This is a genomic window from Flavobacterium subsaxonicum WB 4.1-42 = DSM 21790 (assembly GCF_000422725.1).
GTDB lineage: Bacteria > Bacteroidota > Bacteroidia > Flavobacteriales > Flavobacteriaceae > Flavobacterium > Flavobacterium subsaxonicum.
Window position 1 is genome coordinate 1271671 of sequence record NZ_KE383909.1, and the last position, 20055, is coordinate 1291725.

14 protein-coding genes are annotated in these 20055 nt (G+C 41.1%); 12 read left to right on the forward strand and 2 right to left on the reverse strand.

The genetic code is table 11. From position 1 onward, the window contains the following. The 10 genes from G509_RS0116245 to G509_RS22335 all read left to right on the forward strand — a co-directional run bounded on the left by G509_RS0116245 (position 1) and on the right by G509_RS22335 (position 15503). Positions 1–666 carry a response regulator transcription factor gene (locus tag G509_RS0116245; RefSeq protein WP_026992503.1) on the forward strand — a complete coding sequence of 222 codons (666 nt, stop codon included), beginning with the start codon at positions 1–3 and terminating at the stop codon, positions 664–666. Positions 667–759: 93 nt separating this feature from the next. Continuing rightward, entirely contained in the window at positions 760–990 is a 231-nt protein-coding gene (locus G509_RS0116250; protein WP_026992504.1) for a hypothetical protein, read from the forward strand. Next, positions 987–1307, forward strand: coding sequence for a membrane protein insertion efficiency factor YidD (yidD, locus tag G509_RS22330; protein WP_051200298.1), 321 nt, complete (start codon positions 987–989; stop codon positions 1305–1307). The genes G509_RS0116250 and yidD overlap by 4 nt, the downstream gene beginning before the upstream one ends. A gap of 203 nt (positions 1308–1510) precedes the next feature. Further along, positions 1511–2593 (forward strand): type I restriction endonuclease, encoded by a 1083-nt coding sequence (locus tag G509_RS0116260; RefSeq protein ID WP_026992505.1) that lies wholly within the window; start codon positions 1511–1513, stop codon positions 2591–2593. 248 nt (positions 2594–2841) lie between these two features. Beyond that, positions 2842–5706, forward strand: coding sequence for a TIM-barrel domain-containing protein (locus G509_RS0116265; protein WP_026992506.1), 2865 nt, complete (start codon positions 2842–2844; stop codon positions 5704–5706). Positions 5707–5959: 253 nt separating this feature from the next. Next, entirely contained in the window at positions 5960–9946 is a 3987-nt protein-coding gene (locus G509_RS0116270; protein WP_026992507.1) for a hybrid sensor histidine kinase/response regulator transcription factor, read from the forward strand. 92 nt (positions 9947–10038) lie between these two features. Beyond that, complete coding sequence (locus tag G509_RS0116275) at positions 10039–11610, forward strand: glycoside hydrolase family 43 protein (protein ID WP_026992508.1); 1572 nt, start codon at positions 10039–10041, stop codon at positions 11608–11610. Positions 11611–11743: 133 nt separating this feature from the next. Further along, positions 11744–14203, forward strand: coding sequence for a glycoside hydrolase family 95 protein (locus tag G509_RS0116280; RefSeq protein ID WP_026992509.1), 2460 nt, complete (start codon positions 11744–11746; stop codon positions 14201–14203). 43 nt (positions 14204–14246) lie between these two features. Beyond that, positions 14247–14756 (forward strand): GNAT family N-acetyltransferase, encoded by a 510-nt coding sequence (locus tag G509_RS0116285; RefSeq protein ID WP_035739043.1) that lies wholly within the window; start codon positions 14247–14249, stop codon positions 14754–14756. A gap of 93 nt (positions 14757–14849) precedes the next feature. Then, positions 14850–15503: a hypothetical protein gene (locus G509_RS22335; protein ID WP_051200301.1), complete on the forward strand. Its 654-nt coding sequence runs from the start codon at positions 14850–14852 to the stop codon at positions 15501–15503. A 137-nt stretch (positions 15504–15640) separates the two neighbouring features. On the opposite strand, the gene rho is transcribed toward G509_RS22335, so the two are convergent. After that, positions 15641–17572, reverse strand: coding sequence for a transcription termination factor Rho (gene rho, locus G509_RS0116295; protein ID WP_026992511.1), 1932 nt, complete (start codon positions 17570–17572; stop codon positions 15641–15643). 183 nt (positions 17573–17755) lie between these two features. On the opposite strand from rho, the gene G509_RS0116300 reads away from it, so the two are divergent. Continuing rightward, positions 17756–18166: a DUF4293 domain-containing protein gene (locus tag G509_RS0116300; protein WP_026992512.1), complete on the forward strand. Its 411-nt coding sequence runs from the start codon at positions 17756–17758 to the stop codon at positions 18164–18166. Between the two features lie 61 nt (positions 18167–18227). Here the strand turns inward: G509_RS0116300 and G509_RS0116305 are convergent, their stop codons facing one another. After that, positions 18228–19226: a 2-hydroxyacid dehydrogenase gene (locus tag G509_RS0116305; RefSeq protein WP_026992513.1), complete on the reverse strand. Its 999-nt coding sequence runs from the start codon at positions 19224–19226 to the stop codon at positions 18228–18230. Positions 19227–19342: 116 nt separating this feature from the next. Here G509_RS0116305 and G509_RS0116310 point away from each other — a divergent pair, with 116 nt between their 5' ends. Then, positions 19343–20053, forward strand: a complete 711-nt coding sequence (locus G509_RS0116310) for a carboxypeptidase-like regulatory domain-containing protein (RefSeq protein WP_026992514.1) — start codon at positions 19343–19345, stop codon at positions 20051–20053. The last annotated feature ends 2 nt before the right edge of the window (positions 20054–20055 follow it).

Sequence of the window (20055 nt, forward strand, 5' to 3'; positions counted from 1 at the left end):
ATGTTTAAAAAAATTCTGGTTGCCGAAGATATAGACAGCATAGGTATGGGCCTTAAAATGCTGTTAGATACATTAAATATCCAAACCGTTTATTATGCAAAATACTGTGATGACGCTTTTTTAAAGCTAAAGAAAGCCCACTTGGATGACGACCCTTTTGACTTGCTTATTACAGACCTCTCCTTTACAGGTGGCAACCGTAACAATATTCTTGCCTCGGGCGAAGATCTTATAAAGGCGATACGCGAGCAAAACTGGCCCCTTAAAATAATTGCCTATTCTATAGAAGAGCGTGGCTATAAAATACGCTACCTGTTAGACGAATGCAACATAAACGGCTATGTGCTTAAAAGCCGCGATAGTGCCGCCCAGCTACAAAAAGCCATTACCGAAATTTATAAGGGCAATAATTATCTTTCGCCACAACTATCGCATTTAAGAAAACCCGATATGCTTTTAGAAATGGATGCCCTGGACCTCGAAATTATTACATTGCTTGCCGATGGCCTTAGCCAGAACGAAATTGTAGAAGCTTTTAAAACCGAAAGAAAAAAAGCGCAAAGCATAAGCAGCGTAGAAAAACGCATTATAAAAATGCGTACCTCGCTACAGGCCAGGAACACAACCCACCTTATTAGTATTGCCAAAGATATGGGACTTGTGTAACCGCCCAATTATTAATTTTTACAAAATGAGGATTCCCTTACAATAGGCATTTTTAAGTGTATTAGGTTTGACAAAATTTAAACTTTACCCACAATGGAATATAAAGTTGTACCCTTTGTTGCCTCAATAGATTCAAAAAGCGGCAATACCAACCATGTAGCCCAACAATTAGAAGCTACCATTACAAGCTATACCGCCAAAGGCTGGACTTACGTAGGGCTTGAGAGTGTTACCACCTTTGTACAGCCAGACGCCGGATGCTTTGGCATAGCAGCCAAACCAGGCTACACTACCGCTAATCAAATGGTGGTGTTTAAAAAATGAGGCATCTTTTACTCGTAATAATTAAATTTTACTGGTTGGCCATACCCAAAAATAAGCGACGTAATTGCTTGTTTAAAAAATCGTGTTCGCATTTTGTTTTTGAGGTTACAGCACAACATGGCTTAGTTAAAGGATTACAGGCATTGCAATACCGATTTAAAAATTGCAGGCCAGGTGCCGCACTGTTTATTAATCCGGTTACCGGGCAAACAGAAATGATATTGCCCGGCCACAATATTATTAGCCAACAGGATATTGCCCAACACCTTTTACTAAAATATAACGGCGTTGCCCCCAAATTAATTCCCCAGAATTAATGACTATTTGTTTTTTTATTTCTTAGTACTTGTACCGGCTTAACAGCCGGTATTTTTTTGCCTGCATATATTTATGAAAATTTTATAAAAATAAGGATTCCCTTAAAATTAACATTTTTAAGTTTAGTAGGTTTGGAATGATAAAACAATGTATTACAATAACCTATAGAGAGACTACTTTCAAAAAATAAATATCAAGCATTATGGACTTTAAAGATCAGATAAAAATGTTGGGCGACAGGGTTGGTAAACTTAAAGCCCAGGTAAATACAGAAGAAGCTACAAAAAATGCTTTTATAATGCCTTTTATTAAAGAGTTAGGCTATGATGTATTTAACCCCTTTGAGGTTACACCGGAACTGGTTGCAGACATAGGTATTAAACAAGGCGAAAAAATAGATTATGCCATTATGCAAAATGGCGAACCCATTATTCTTATAGAGTGCAAACACCATGCTGCCCCGTTAAATGTAAACAATGCATCGCAGTTGTTTAGATACTTTCATACCACAAAGGCTAAATTTTCTATACTTACCAATGGCATTGAGTATAGGTTTTATACTGATTTGGTTGAGTCTAACAAAATGGATGAGAAACCCTTTTTCTCTTTTGATATTACCGATATAAAAGACAACCAGATCGAAGAGCTTAAAAAGTTTCATAAAGCATATTACGATTTTGATAATATAGTTAACACAGCCAGCGACCTTAAGCACACTAATGAGCTTAAAAAACTTATCAATGCCGAATTTGCAAGTCCGAGCCCGGATTTTGTAAAGCATTTTGCACGTCAGGTATACCCAAGTGTTATAACGGCAAAGGTATTAGAGCAGTTTACTAACCTTACAAAAATATCACTGCACCAATATATTAGCGACCTTATAACAGAGAGATTAAAATCAGCACTTACAAAAGAGAGTGCTGTTGTACAGGAACAGGATGCCGCCTTAGCACCCGAAGCACCGGCAGATCCTAACCAGATTGTTACTACCGAAGAAGAGCTTGAAGGTTTTATGATCATCAAAACAATATTAAGGCAGAAAATACCCGTAGCAAGGGTTACCTACCGCGATGCCCTTTCTTATTTTGCCATACTATTAGATAACAACAACCGCAAAACTATTTGCCGCCTTTATTTTAATGGCACCAAAAAATACTTTGTAACACTTGATGAACAACGTAAAGAGGTACGTAGCGAAATTACTTCTCTCGACGATCTATTTAACTATTCTGATGCGCTGTTTAAAGTTATAGAAAACTACGAAAAAGCTAAAGAAATAGTCTAAGCTTTATAAATAATTAATTTTATATACGGTATTTATTACTGGCGGCAATTTTAATAAAATAATACATTGCCGCCACTCAATAAACACTTAACAAACTATACAACAACACCTTAAATTCAAAATCATAAAACATGCAGAAACAGGATAATTCATAACTATACCGTTTTAGATACATAATTGCACCCTTTATAACATTTTTATTTGCAAATTTGTTGGCTTTATAAAAATCATAAAAAACTTAGTAATTAATGATCTCTAAAAAATTACCTCTCATTTTTGCGGGTATGTTGCTGGCGGCATGTTCGGCTACGCAGTACCAAACCACAGATGATGGCGTTGTTGTAAATGTTAAGAGCAGCGGCAAAACCGACGTTAAAAAAGTTCGAATCCAGGTATTGCGCGATGAGCTTATTCATGTATCTGCCACCCCGGAAAATGAATTCCCTAAAGATTCCAGCTTAATAATCGTACCCGGCATAAAGTCAAGCCCTTTTACGGTTAAAAACGTATCCGATTCGGTTATGGTGTCTACATCTCGCGTAAAAGTAATGGTGTCTAAACAAAATGGCGGCGTAAACTTTAAAGATAAAAACGGCAAGGTAATTTTGGCAGAACAACAGGGCGGTGGTAAATCGTTCACTCCTATTGAGGTTGAAGGAACCAACGGCTACTCGGTAAGGCAAATTTTCGAATCGCCTGCCGATGAAGCTTTTCACGGTTTGGGTCAGCACCAGTCAGACGAATTTAACTACAAAGATAAAAGCGAAGAGCTGTTTCAGTACAATACCAAGGTATCGGTACCATTTATAGTATCTAACAAAAATTACGGCCTTTTATGGGACAGCTATTCTTTAAGCCGTTTTGGCGATAGCCGCCCTTACAAACAGCTTAATACCATTTTTAAATTATACGATAAAAAAGGTAACCAGGGTGGTTTAACAGGTACCTATACATCTAAAGATAAAGGCGTGCAAACCCTTGAGCGTAAGGAAGAATCTATCTTTTTTGAAGATATTAAGAGTATAAAAAACCTGCCTCAGAATTTCCCTTTAAAAAATGCTAACGTTACTTACGAAGGAGAAATTGAAGCACCGGTAGATGGCACTTATAAATTTATTCTGTACTACGCAGGCTACGTTAAAGTATACCTTAATAACGAGTTAGTGGTTGCAGAGCGTTGGAGAACGGCATGGAATCCAAATAGTTACAAATTTGCCATACCATTACAGGCAGGCAAACGTGTGCCATTGCGTATTGAGTGGCGCCCTGATGGCGGCACATCCTACTGTGGTTTACGTGCCGTGACACCTCAGGAAGTTGACGAAAAGAGCAACCAGGTTTGGTGGAGCGAAATGTCTAAAAAACTGGACTACTACTTTGTTTACGGCGAAAATGCCGACGAGGTTATTAAAGGTTACCGTACACTAACCGGTAAATCTCAAATTATGCCTAAATGGGCTATGGGTTACTGGCAAAGCCGCGAGCGTTACAAAACGCAGGACGAAATTTTGGGCAGCCTGAAAGAATTCAGGAAACGTAAAATTCCGATAGACAACATTGTACTGGACTGGAATTATTGGGAGGAAGATGCATGGGGAAGCCATGAGTTTGATGCAAAACGTTTTCCGAACCCTAAAGGTATGGTAGATTCTATCCATGCCCTTAACGCAAAAATGATGATCTCTGTGTGGCCTAAGTTTTACAAAACTACAGAGCATTTTAAAGAGTTTGACAGCAAAGGCTGGATGTACCAACAAGCTATTAAAGACAACGTTCGCGACTGGGTTGGCCCGGGTTATGTAGGTTCGTTTTATGATGCCTACTCTGGCGGTGCGCGTAAATTGTTCTGGAAACAGATTTACGATAACTTATACCCATTAGGAGTTGATGCCTGGTGGATGGATGCCAGCGAGCCTAACGTGCTGGATTGTACCGATATGGAATACCGTAAAGCACTGTGTGGCCCTACAGCGTTAGGATCGTCTACAGAGTTTTTTAATACTTATGCGTTGATGAATGCCGAGGCTATTTATGATGGCCAGCGTAGTGTTGCCCCTAACAAAAGGGTATTCCTGCTAACGCGTTCTGGTTTTGCAGGTTTACAGCGTTACTCTACTGCTACCTGGAGTGGTGATATTGCTACCCGTTGGGAAGATATGAAGGCGCAGATTTCTGCCGGACTTAACTTTGCAGTTAGCGGTATACCGTATTGGACTATGGATATTGGCGGTTTTTGCGTAGAAGACAGGTACGTAAGCGGCCAGTTGGCTTTTGATAAAGATGGTAAAGAAAACAGCGATAATAAAGAGTGGAGAGAGCTTAACGCACGTTGGTTCCAGTTTGGTGCATTTGCGCCGTTATACAGGGCACACGGTCAGTTTCCTTTCCGCGAGCCGTGGAACATTGCTCCGGAAACACACCCGGCATATAAATCTATTTTATATTATACCAACCTACGTTACAGGCTAATGCCATACATTTATACTATGGCAGGTATGACGTATTTTAACGATTATACCATTATGCGCCCGCTACTTATGGACTTTGCTTCAGACAGTAAAGTAGAGAACATTAGCGACCAGTTTATGTTTGGCCCTGCCTTTATGGTATGCCCTGTGTACAGCTACGAGGCACGTAAACGTAATGTATACTTCCCATCAGATTCTAACTGGTTCGATTTCTATACAGGCCGTTACATAACAGGTGGCCAGCAGCTAAATGTGGATGCCCCTTACGAGCGTATTCCGTTATTTATCCGCGAAGGCGCTATTATTCCTGTAGGCCCGGAAATGCAGTACAGCAACGAGAAACCGGCCGATAAAATAGTGTTGTACGTATATAAAGGTAAAGATGGAAGCTTTACGTTGTATGAAGATGAAGATGATAACTATAACTACGAAACCGGAAAGTATACCAACATTGCGTTTACCTACAACAATGCCAAAGGCACTTTAACCATTGGTGCACGTAAAGGCGAATTTAACGGAATGCTTAAAAACCGTAAGTTTACCATTGTAACCGTTAGTAAAGACAAGCCTAAAGCGTTTACTTATGATGCTGAAGGACAAACTGTAGACTACAACGGAACCGAGCAGACCATTACGCTTAAGTAGTAACAACAAAATAAATTACAAAGGTAAAAAGTACGATTAATTCGTGCTTTTTACTTTTTATAGACATATGTTAGTTAAAAATTTTGCTACAAATTACCACAAATATTAATCATAAATCCTGGTGCATTTAAAAGCGATAAAGGTTTTAAAAATTCGATTAATTGGTGTAATTCGTGGCTAATTTCTATACCCTGCTTATGTTATTCAAGATAAATATTTGTACTATATTGTGCCCCCGGAAGCCATAACTTAAATGAAACCATTTACCCGATACTTCTTAACCTTACTAATAGCACTTATGGCCTGTTTGCAGGCTGTAGGGCAAACGTATACATTTCATCATCTGCGAACCGATGACGGGCTGTCTAACAGTACCGTAAAAAGTATTTTAAAAGACAGTTATGGATTTTTGTGGATAGGTACCGAGTCAGGCTTAAACCGTTACGATGGCTACGAATTTAAGGTATACGCCACCAAACCGGGCAAACCCTCCTCTTTAGGTAACGACGATATTTTAGGGTTGCAGGAAGACGGCTTGGGCAACATCTGGATAAACAGCAGTTCGGGGTACAGTGTTTACAACCGTGGCAAGGATAGCTTTATAAGCGATATCCCCGCGTTTTTAAAGAAGTTAGGTATACAGGTCGGCACCAATTATAACGTATACGTAGACCGAAATAAAGACCTATGGGTATTGGGTCAGGATAAGATATCTTTATATGATACCCGCAAAAAATCTTTAAAGGTTTTTAATCCGAAACAAAAGACAGATGATGTTGCCGGTACCTCTTTTTCCGATGACGGTAACAATTTATACTGCACACTTAAGTCGGGTGCAATTTGGAAATTAAACAAGCAAAGTGGCAAAGAATCTCTAATCAGCCTGCCAGACTTTATCAAAAAAGAACTGGCCAATCACGATAATAAAATTTATGTAGACGCCCAAAACGGGCTATGGCTCTACTCAGGTACAACCACTACCACTTATTATCAAAAAAATGCACAGGCACAATGGCAGGCCATATCCTTAAATTCTTCCATAAATAACCAAACCGATATTATCCTCGACATTACCGATGATGGCAACGGCCACATCTGGATAGGTACAGATCATAAGGGGCTGTTTATCTACACCATAGCCACCAACAGTATTACAGGCATAACGTACAACCAAAATACAAGCTCTACTATCGCCTCCAACAATATAGGCTGCCTTTACAGAGATACTACCGGTACTATATGGGTGGGCCACAGTAAAAAAGGGATTTCGTATTACCACGATAGTTTCAGTAATCTTATAAACATAGAGCAGCAAAACTGTAAAGATGTTAGTGTTATTTTAGAAGACAAAAAAGGCAACCTTTGGCTGGGTACCGATGGTAACGGGCTATATCTAAAAGAACAATCGGCCGGGAGCGCCATCAGGAAACTGCCGCTACCAAGCAACGTTATTGTTTCGTTACTGGAAGACAGCAAAGGCCGGATTTGGATTGGCACCTACTTAAACGGCCTGTTTTGTTACGAAAATGGCGTGTTTACCCACTACACAAAGCAAAATAGCACCTTAGCCGCTAACGACATCTGGAATTTAAAAGAAGACCGTTACGGCAATTTATGGATAGGCACGCTTGGCAGCGGCATACAGTGCCTTCGTTATAATAAAAAGGGCTTTGACCCCTTAATTTCTACCGCTAAAGGGCTGGATTACATATTAGATATGTTTTACGATAATGGCGATAAATTGTATGTTGCTACAGGTAACGGGCTTTTTATTATCGATATTATTACAGGCAAGCAAACCAAGGCTACTGGCAATATTGCGGGTACGCAAAAATTCAGGCAATTGTTTGTTTCCTGCGTTTATAAAGATACCCGGGGCAACATCTGGCTGGGGCATACTAAAGGTTTAACGCTGTGGGATACACAAAAAGATGCCTTGTACTACTTTGATAAAAAAGACGGCCTGTGCGATAATATTATAAAGGGTATTATCGAAGATAGCCACCAACATATATGGGTAACAACAAGCAATGGTGTGTCGGTGTTATCTGCCAATCAGGATGCCAAAGGGGCTATTAAAATAAGCAGCAGGAATTTTTCTACCAAAGATGGCCTTAACGATAACTATTTTAACACGCACGCGGTATACAAACTGCGCAATGGCGACATACTATTAGGCGGTACAGAGGGTTACACCGTGGTTAACCCCAACAAAATGGCCGAGAAAAGTAAACCATTGGCTAAGGTAATTTTTACGGGTTTAAATTTAGGTAACACGGTTGTTCAGGTAGATTCGGTTTACAATGGGCATCAGTTGCTTAGCCACCCTATGGAGCAAACATCAACCATAACGTTTAGCCATAACGATAAGTTAATTGCCCTGCAATTTACTACCGGAGACCTGATAAATGCCGACAAGGTTAAGTACCTCTACAAACTGGAAGGCTTTAACAATCAGTGGCTTCCTACCGAAAAAAACAAAATTGAGTTCTCGTCGCTGGCGCCGGGCAGCTACAAGCTGCTAATAAAAGCCGCTAACAGCGATGGAGTCTGGAATAACCGGGCCACCACTTTAAACATAGTGGTTACCCCTCCCCTATACCTTTCAGGCTGGGCTTTATTGATTTATATTGTTGCCTTTATAGGCATGATGATTTACATAGCGCAGCGCACCACCAAAAAACACAATGCCGAGCTGGAAAATCAGCGTATACAATTAGAGCACCTGCAGCAAATTAACCTTAACGAAATGAAGCTCAGGTTCTTTACCAACATTAGTCACGACCTGCGTACGCCCCTTACCCTGATTACCATACCGCTGCAAACCATTTTAAGTAAAGACCTGGATAGCGGCCTGCGGTCAAAACTATCTATCGTATATAAAAATGTAGAGCAGTTAATGGAGCTGATCAACTCGTTACTCGACTTCCGTAAGCTCGATGTGGGTACCGAAAACCTTAATACGGAAATGGGCGATTTTGTTCATTACATTAAAGACAACTGTACGCTGTTCCAGTCGTATGCCGCCGACCGTAATATTACCTTTTTGTTTACCAGTCAAATGGAAACACTGTTTATGCAGTTCGATCCGGCTAAAGTGCAGAAGATACTTTTTAATATCCTTTCAAATGCCTTTAAATATACCCCGGATGGCGGCAGCATCAACTTACATATTTATGCCGAGGGCAATAATGTATGCGTTAGCGTAGCCGATACCGGCCATGGCATTAGCGATACCGAAAAGCAGCACGTTTTTGAGCGCTTTTACCAGGCAACACAGGGCAAAGAAAATACAGGCAGCGGCATTGGCCTGCACATTGTAAGCGAGTACCTTGCCATGCATAAGGGCACGGTTACGGTTACGGATAACAATCCGAAAGGCAGTATTTTTACATTTAAACTGCCTGTAGAACTCATTAAAGATGAGGAAGAAAATATATTTGAAGAAGACGTAGTTGAAATCGATGCCGAAGTTATTAAAACAAACCCGGTGCTGCTTTTTGTAGATGACAACAAAGATTTTTGCGATTTTATGGCCGATGGCCTGTCTGAAGATTATACGGTAGTGGTTGCCCACAACGGTAAAGAAGCCATCGAAAAACTGCATAGTAACGATGTAAATATAGTGATAAGCGATGTTATGATGCCTGTAATGAGCGGTACCGAGCTTTGCAGCTATATAAAAAACAACATACAGTGGTCACACATTCCGGTAATATTGCTAACTGCCAGGACCGCCGAAGAATACAAAATAGAAGGCCTGGAGCTTGGTGCAGATGATTATCTTACCAAACCCTTCAACTTTAATGTATTAAAGCTTCGCGTAAGCAAATTTTTAGAGTGGACTCAAAAGGGCCATCAGGCATTTAGCCAAAAAATGGATGTTTCGCCAAGCGAAATTACCATAACTTCTTTAGACGAACAGCTAATAGAAAAGGCTATAAAAAGTGTGGAGCAAAACATAGGCAATGCTGATTTTACGGTAGAAGAGCTTGGCGCGGCAGTTGGCCTTAGCCGCACCCACCTTTACAAAAAACTAATGCACATTACGGGCAAAGGCCCCTCTGAATTTATTCGTACCGTGAGGCTAAAAAGAGCCAAACAGCTTTTAGAAAAAAGCCAGTTGCAAATAGCCGAAGTAGCCTATGCGGTTGGCTTTAATTCGCCTAAGCGCTTTAGTGTCAACTTTAAGAACGAGTTTGGCATATCGCCATCAGACTACCTGCGCAGCTTAAAATAAAACGTTGTAATACGTAATATACAGTTATATAATTCAAAATATCCCCTGTAAAAGGTATGTTGAGCATACCTTCGCATATCAAAAATAATGAAATGAAAAAGGTAACACTTCTTGTATTATTACTCAACCTGTGCTGTTTAACGGGCTACGGCCAGGGCTATAAAAACCCAATCATACCGGGTTTTCATCCTGACCCGAGCGTTTGCCGCGTGGGCGACGATTTTTACCTGGTAACCAGCAGTTTCGAATATTTTCCAGGTGTGCCCTTATACCACAGTAAAGACCTTATAAACTGGGAGCAGATAGGCCATTGCCTAACGCGTCCGTCGCAACTGCCATTGCAAAAAGCAGGGGTTTCGGGTGGCATCTACGCACCAACTATTCGCTACCACGAGGGTACATTTTACATGATAACCACTAATGTATCTGACAAAGGGAATTTTATTGTACACACCAAAGACCCGCGTGGCGAATGGTCTGACCCTGTTTGGCTGGAGCAAAAAGGTATTGACCCTTCGCTGTATTTTGAGGGCGATAAATGCTACCTGACCACCAACCCCGATAATACTATTTACCTAAGCGAAATCAACCCAATAACGGGTCAGCAATTAACCCCCGCCAAAGCATTGTGGACAGGCACAGGAGGCCGCTACCCGGAATCTCCGCACCTGTACAAAAAAGACGGCTGGTATTATCTTATGATCTCGGAAGGTGGAACAGAATACGGCCATAAGGTTACTATTTCACGCAGCAAACACATAGATGGCCCTTACGATTCTAATCCATCCAACCCTATATTAACGCACGCTAATGTGGCTACCCAAATGAACCCTATACAGGGCACCGGGCACGCCGATTTTGTACAGGCCAAAGATGGCTCTTGGTGGATGGTATGTTTGGGTTTCCGTCCGCAATCTGGGTTGCACCACATGTTGGGCCGCGAAACATTTTTGGCTCCCGTGCGATGGGATAAAGATGCGTGGCCGGTTGTAAATGGTAACGGAACCATTGACCTGAATATGGATGTTACTACCCTGCCCCTGCAACCCTTTAAAAAACCGGTTTTCGATACCGATTTTAAAGATACTAAATTGGGTTTAGAGTGGAATTATTTGAGAAATCCGCGCCTGGAAAATTATTCGTTAACCGATAAAAAAAGTACGCTGCGTTTAAAAGCATCAACTGTACAGTTACACGATATAGATACACCTACTTTTGTTGCCCGCAGGCAGGAGCACATTAATTTTAAAGCTTCAACAGCTTTAAACCTTAACGATGCTCAGGATGGCGATGCATCGGGCGTTACCGTTTTTATGAGCAATAAATCGCATTACGATATGTTTGTAAAGCAATCAGCTTCTGCTGATAGACAGGTGGTGGTTCTACGCTACCGTATGGGCGAACTTACCCACATAGCCCAGGAAATTACCATACCCAAAGGTAAAGTATATTTGCAGGTTACAGGCAGCGCCGACTTTTACTCGTTTGCCTACTCGACCGATGGTAAAAACTTTACTTCCGCAGGTAAAATGAATGTAGCCTACATAAGTTCTGAAACCGTTGGTGGCTTTACAGGTATTTACCTTGGCTTGTTTGCAACGTCAAAAAATCAAACCTCAAAGGCCTATGCCGATTTTGATACTTTTGAATATGTTGGGCAGTAAACACAATTTCAAACGATGATAGTATTGCTTAACTAATAGACAACCTGCCTTAATTTTTATATTTTCTTATTCTTTATTTTTGGATGCTGTAGATACAATTAATCTATAGCATCCAAAAAAATTATCTATTATAATGATATTAAGAACATACCAACTTTTACTGGTCCTTACTTGCACTACAACGTTATTTGCCCAACAAGATTTAAAACTTCATTATGATAAACCGGCCACCGAATGGACAGAAGCCCTGCCCATAGGCAACGGCAGGCTTGGCGCAATGATTTTTGGACGGGTTAACGAAGAACTGATTCAGCTTAACGAAGCCACACTTTGGAGTGGCGGGCCGGTATCTAAAAATGTAAACCCTACAGCGTTCGAAAATTTAGCACCCACCAGGGCTGCGCTGCTTAGCGGCGATTATGCAAAGGCTTACGAACTTACAAAAAATATGCAGGGCCTATATAGTGAGAGCTACTTGCCGCTGGGCGACCTTATTTTAAAACAGGACCTGGGCAATAAAAAACCTGCCGCTTATTATCGCGACCTTAATATTGCCGATGGTGTGGCAACCACAAGTTTTACGGTAGATGGGGTAACTTATAAAAGGGAAATTTTTGCTTCGGCTCCGGGAGAGTGTATCATTATTCGCCTTACATCCAGCCAGCCTAAAAAGCTTTCTGTTACGGTTGATACCAAAAGCCAGCTGCCTTATAAAAGTGCTGTAAAAGAGCAATTGTTGTTTTTAAACGGCAAGGCACCAAGCCATGCCGACCCAAGCTATATTAGCTACAATAAAGAGCCTATAATTTATAAAGATGTTGCAGGCTGCCGCGGTATGCGTTTCGAACTAATTCTAAAGCCTATAATTAAAGACGGTACCGTTACAAATCAGGGTAGTACTATTGCCATACAAAATGCTTCCGAAATTATATTGGTAGTATCTGCCGCAACAAGTTTTAACGGCTTTGATAAATGCCCTGACAGCGAGGGTAAAGACGAGCACAAACTGGCTACAGACTATCTGGCGAAAGCCACTAATAAAAAGTACGATGCTTTGCTTAAAGAGCATCTGGACGATTTTCATAAGTTATTTAACCGTGTGTCCTTAAACCTAAATGCAGGCGAAGCCGATAAGTCGGCATTGCCTACAGATAAACGACTGGAAGAATATACGGCAGGTAAAAAAGACTCAAAGCTCGAAGCATTATTTTTTCAATACGGGCGTTATCTGCTAATTTCGTCATCGCGTACTAAAGATGCTCCTGCCAATTTACAGGGCATCTGGAATAAAGACCTGCGCGCACCCTGGAGCAGCAATTATACCACCAATATTAACGTACAGATGAATTACTGGCCGGTAGAAACGGCTAACCTTTCAGAATTATTCTCCCCTTTAAACGACCTGATCAGGAACCTGTCGGTTACAGGGGCCGAAACTGCGAAGAGTTTTTACCACGCCAAAGGCTGGGTGGTACACCACAACGCCGATATTTGGGGCACCAGCAACCCTGTGGGCGACCTTGGCAATGGCGACCCTATGTGGGCCAACTGGTACATGGGCGCTAACTGGCTAAGCAGGCATTTGTGGGAGCATTACCAATTTACCGGAGATAAAGAATATTTAAAGCAAGCCTACCCTATTATGAAAGGCGCTGCAGAGTTTACATTAGACTGGCTGCAAAAAGACAAAAACGGCTACCTGGTTACAATGCCGTCTACATCGCCCGAAAATACGTATTACTACGATGGTAAAAAACAGGGCGTAATGACAGTGGGCAGCACTATGGATATGGGTATAATCAGAGACTTATTTGCGAATACCATAGCGGCTTCCAACCTTTTAAATACTGATAAAGATTTTAGGGAGACTATAGAAAAGGCTAACGATAAGCTGTTACCTTTTAAAATTGGCAGCAAAAGTCAATTGCAGGAATGGTATAAAGATTTTGAAGACGTAGACCCGCACCACAGGCATACATCGCACCTATATGCATTGCATCCTGCAAATAGTATATCGCCGCTGACAACACCGGAATTGGCTAACGCAGCGAAAAAAACATTAGAACTGCGTGGCGACGACGGTACGGGCTGGAGCCTTGCCTGGAAAGTAAATATGTGGGCGCGCCTGTTAGATGGCAACCATGCGTACACCTTGTTTAAAAACCAGTTACGCCTTACAAAAGATAACGATACTAAGTACAGCGGCCACGGCGGGGCCTACCCTAACCTGTTTGATGCCCACCCACCGTTCCAGATAGATGGTAACTTTGCCGGCACGGCAGGCATTATAGAAATGCTGATGCAAAGCCAGAATAACGAGATACATTTATTGCCGGCACTGCCCGATGCATGGGCAGAAGGCGCAACTACGGGCATTGTTGCAAGAGGCAATTTTACGGTAGATATTAACTGGAAAGCCGGCAAACTTGCTACCGCAAAAATTGTATCTAACAATGGCGGAACCTGCACTATAAGGGCTACAGAACCGTTTATAATTGAAGGGCTTAACTTAAAAAGTACAAAATCTACTATTGGATATACTGTAAGTTTTGAATCTAAAAAAGCTAAATCGTATACCGTAAAATCGTTGTAATTTGTGTACTTTTATTAGCGTCGTATTATAATTGATAATAAAGATGCTAACCGTTAGAGAATTAACCCTAAATGATATCGATCGTGTTGCCAACTATTGGTTTGGTGCTGATGAAGCCTACCTTAAATCTTTGGGTGTAGACATTGCAAAAATGCCCGAACGCGAGCAGTTTACCGCTATGATGCAATCGCAGCTTGCCCTGCCTTACGACCAAAAAAAAGGTTATGCCCTAATTTGGGAAGCTAACGGCCAGCCCATTGGGCACTCTAACGTTAACCCGTTTACTTTTGGTACCAACGCGTACATGCATTTACACATCTGGGATGCTGCCGACCGTAAAAAGGGCTATGGTGTCGAACTGATACGGCTGTCACTACCCTACTATTTTAATAACCTCAAAATTAAAACCTTGTATTGCGAGCCGTATGCACTTAACCCTGCGCCCAATAAGTTGTTACAAAAGGCAGGCTTTACTTTTGTGAAAGAATACGTAACCACTCCCGGATCGATTACTTTTGAGCAGCCTGTAAAATTGTGGCAAATTACAATTTAACCGTACTTAAAACGTTATTAACCTCACAAATACTGCGGCCATTGCAATTACTGGCAGAATTTTTGTTACTTTGCTTGTATCTTATCGGATTTTATGAAAAACGTTTTTCTTATTTTGCTGTTACTAACATCTCTTGGGCTTTGGGCTCAGGTAGATACACACGCCGGTGGCATTGCAATTCCTAAAGAAAAAGCCAATACTACAATAGCACCCTCTACAACAACGGTTAGTCCGGACAGCCCTTTTTCAGCCAAACCCAAAGAAAAGAACGATTTCAATCTGCCCAAATTTTCGGTCGGAGAAAAAAAGAGTGAGTTTAGCATGTTTCAGGAAGATAAGTTTGTAAACCGCAGCAGCGAATACGCCGAACGTGCCGCCGTTAAGCCCGAAGGCGAATCTAATGAGGCCTATCGTGGTAACCAGTCTTTTGGCGAGGTACGAAGCAAATCGAAATTTGTACAGGTTATGGCCCGCGACTTTGGTGCCGAAGACGGCGACCGTATAAAAGTTATGGTTAACGATCGCGTAGTAGTTGATGAAATTATGCTTGATAATAGTTTTAAGGGCATACAAATTACCTTAGATGAAGGCTTTAACAAGATTGATTTTGAAGCCCTTAACCAAGGAACATCGGGCCCCAATACGGCGGAATTCAGGGTTTATGATGATCAGCAAAAAGTTATATCCAGTAACCAATGGAACCTTGCTACAGGTTTTAAAGCCAGTATTTTAGTTATCAAGGAGTAACTGAGGTGCTGAGGTTCTTAGATGCTAAGTTCTAAAATATTACAAAAACAGAAAAGCCCCAATCGGGGCTTTTCTTGTATATTGAATTTGCTAAAAACTTAAATCTCTCAGAAACTTGGCCCCTTAACAACTAAAAATTAATCATTCATAGATAGCAGAAAATCTTCGTTGTTCCTGGTTTTTCTAAAGCGGTCGTTAATAAAGTCCATAGCCTCAACCGGATTCATATCGGCAAGGTATTTTCTCATTATCCACATGCGCTGTATGGTTTTTTCGTCTAATAATAGGTCGTCTCTCCTGGTGCTTGACGATGTTAAGTCTATCGCAGGGAAAATACGCCTGTTGGCAATTTTTCTGTCCAGCTGAAGCTCCATGTTACCGGTACCTTTAAATTCTTCAAAAATAACCTCGTCCATTTTAGAACCGGTTTCGGTAAGTGCCGTAGCAATAATACTTAAAGATCCGCCGCCTTCTATATTACGGGCAGCACCAAAAAATCGTTTAGGTTTTTGCAGTGCATTAGCATCTACACCACCACTCAATACTTTACCCGATGCCGGCTGAACCGTATTGTAAGCCCTTGCCAAACGGGTAATAGAATCGAGTAATATAACCACATCGTGGCCGCACTCTACAAGGCGTTTAGCCTTTTCCAGCACTATGTTAGCCACTTTTACATGGCGCTCTGCAGGCTCATCAAAGGTAGAGGCAATAACCTCTCCCCTAACGCTACGCTGCATATCGGTAACCTCTTCGGGCCTTTCATCGATCAATAGAACAATAAGGTACACCTCCGGGTGATTAGCCGCTATGGAGTTGGCTATATCTTTAAGCAACATGGTTTTACCTGTTTTAGGCTGTGCCACGATCATACCACGCTGGCCTTTACCTATTGGCGAAAACAAATCTATAATACGCGTAGATATGGTGCTTTGCTTATCGGCAAGGTTAAATTTTTCTTCCGGAAAAAGTGGCGTAAGGTGCTCAAAAGAAACCCTGTCGCGCACTACCTGCGGATCATGGCCGTTTATCTTGTTTACCTTAACAAGCGGAAAGTATTTTTCGCCTTCTTTTGGAGGGCGCACTACTCCTTTAACAGTATCGCCGGTTTTAAGGCCGAACAAACGTATTTGCGAGTTAGATAAATAAATATCATCGGGCGATGCAAGGTAGTTGTAGTCAGACGAGCGAAGAAAACCATAGCCATCGGGCATCATTTCCAGTACGCCTTCGCTTTCTATAATACCATCAAATTCAAAATCAGGCTCCCTAAAATTTTGTCTTTTATTTTGTACAGGCTGTGCTGCAGCTGCAGGCTGGCTTGGTACGTTTTCTTTGTTCGAGATAATTGGGGGTATATTAGGGGTGTTTTGCCCGTTTTGTACAGCCAGGTTCTTTTTATAACTTGGATGATTAGGGTTGTTGGCGTTAGCCCTTTCTATTTGTGCAAGCCTTTCTTCTTCGGTAAGCTGGGGCCTTGTCCTTGCGGGGGCTGTTCCATCTGCAGGTCTTGGCTGTGCACTATCTTTTGCAGGAAGTATTTTTCTCCTGTCGTCTTTTTGCGGTGCTCTTTCTGTAGCAGGCTTGGCATCGGCAATATCTGCTTTAGCTTCTGGTGCAGGGGCAGTACTATCTGCCGGGGTAATTATTGTTTTTGCAGTGCGGGGTTTAGGTGCATCGTCTTTTTTTACAAAGGCTTTATCTGCTCTTGGCTGCCTTGCCGGTACAGGCTCTATAATTGGGTGTGCCGGGGTTTCTTCCGGTTTTTCTGTACGTGCAGGGGTTTCCGGCATTGTGGCCAGTATTTTAGCTTCTTCGGCAGCGTTTTTTGTCATACGCGCCCTTTTTGTTTTGTTTTCTGCTGCGGCATCATCTGCAACTAATGGTGCTGCTGTGGCAGTTTCTTCAAAAAGTGGTTGTATTATGGCTGGGTTGGCGGCCTGGTGGTCGAGAATTTGATAAACAAGCTCGTCTTTTTTAAGGCCCCTGAATTTGCTGATTTTTGCTTTTTTTGCAATTTCCTGAAGCTCAGGAAGCTTCATTTCTTTTAATTCAGAAATATCAAACATGTATAACTATTGGTTAATTAAATCGTAATCTAAATGCAGTAAGTGTATTGATTTTTTTGGAGATACCATACTTCGCAGAATGAAGTACTTATGGTTTTGTTCTGCAATAATACAAATTTATTTTTATAACCAATAGTATTTTTTAAAAAGAAAACATATTTTTGTGCAGCAATTAAAGCAGCAATGATACAAAGAATACAAAGCGTTTATTTACTAATAGCCATTATAGCAAGCGGTATTTTACCCATTTTTTTGCCGTTGTACACGCTTAGCAATGGCGAAGAGGTTAGCTTTATGGATAATATTGCTTTTGTAATACTTTTTGTGTTTAGTGCAACGTTATCTATAATAACGCTGTTTAGCTACAAGAAAAGAAAAAAACAGTTTGTTTTAAACAGGCTTAACATAATATTGAATTTAATTTTATTAGGATTATTTGTTTACCGGTTGCTAAATTTATCCGGAGAGAGTGAAATCTCTGAGAAGGGTATTGGGATGTTTCTTCCTGTAATTTCTATCGTTTTTTTAAGCCTTGCCAATAGGGCTGTTAAAAAGGATGAGGATCTCGTAAAATCTGCCGACCGCCTTAGATAAACCTTTTAACTTAGTTTATTAGTGCGTTAAAAATCCGGACCTACACGTCCGGATTTTTTTGTTATACCAATAAGGTTGCCAAATCTTCAGGCTCCTGCCCTTTTATAAGGCTTGCAATGCTGCCCAGCGTAATTTGTGCAATTTGAGACAGGGCTTCATTGGTAAAAAAGGCCTGGTGCGCAGTAACCAGCACATTTGGGAAACTCATAAGCCGCTGTATCATATCGTCTTCTATAATATCCTGAGATAAATCCCTGAAAAACAGTTTCTCTTCCTGCTCGTACACATCAATACCCAGGTGCCCCACCTTGTGCTGCTTAAGGGCATCGATAATATCGGCAGTGCAAACAAGGCCACCGCGGCTGGTGTTTATCAGGGTTACGCCCTCCTTCATTAAAGCAAGGGTATCTTTATTTATAAGGTAATGATTATCTGCCGTAAGCGGGCAATGCAGCGATATTACATCCGACTTTTGCATAACCTCTTGTTGCGTTACATAGGTTACGCCAAGCAATTTAAGGTCGGCGTCTTCATAAATATCATACGCAACAACAGTGCAGCCAAAGCCCAGCATAATTTTACAGAAGGCTTTACCAATTTTGCCCGTACCTATAACACCAACCATTTTGCCATGCAGGTTGAAACCCAGCAATCCGTTTAACGAAAAATTTTGCTCGCGCACACGGTTATACGCTTTATGTGTTTTACGGTTCAGGGTCAACAACATAGCTACGGCATGTTCGGCCACAGCCTCAGGTGAATACGCCGGCACCCTGCAAACTCGTATGCCATGCGCTTTGGCAGCATTAAGGTCTACATTATTAAAACCGGCACAACGCAGGGCAATTATCTTTACGCCTTTGGCAGCCAACTGGGCTATAACATCGGCGGTAACTTTATCATTTACAAACACGCAAACAGCAACGGCATCTTCTACCACATTAACTATATGCGGCCCAAGGTGCGTATCTAAATATTCAATTTCTATACCGGTATCTTTATTATACCTATCAAAAAACACTTTATCGTACGGCTTGGCAGAAAAGAAAAACATCTTCATAATAGTATAGTATTAGTAAAATTTTAGACCGTATTAATGTACAACAAAAATAATTAACACACACATAAGCAACCTTTTAACATATTAGCATCTTTGTTATATAAACCAACCTTGCTATGTTAAAAAAATTACTGTTATTTTTTATTGCTGTAATAGCACTTACAGCCTGTGATGACGAACTAAAATATACCGGCGACGAACGCGTGCTCTATCAGGGGCGTATTACAGATGCCAACGGTAGCCCGTTACAGGGCGTTCCGGTTAGTGTGTATATTTCTAAAGACGGCTATTCCGGCCTGTACTACAACCCTATAAGCGACACCGATATTATTAGCTATACCACAACCGATGCCGGTGGCAATTACAAAATGTTTTACCCCGCACCACGTAACCAAAATAATATTGCGTTACTGGTTAACTATCAAAACGCCTACAATCCTCAAAACACTACCTATTCGTCTACGAGTTTTCAAAATTTAATTCCTGAAAATTTAAGCGATAATAAACTTGATTTTGAAGACATTAAGTTATTTGAAGTCGCCAATGCTACAACTCTTAGCATCAACATAAATAATGCAGGCGGATATGCAATTAGCAAATTAAACCTTGTTGGGCTAATTGATAAAAACGAGGTTGATTACAATTTTAACCTTCCGCTGGAAGATGAAAACTATAACTATCAGGAATCTTATTTAGTAGCTAAAAACCAAACTGTTACCTTAAAATATCAGACCCGTACTTATATTAATGATAACACCCTTATAAGCAATCACGAAGTACAAATACCCATTGGTTCAGAACCCGTTAACTACACACTTGAATTTTAAGT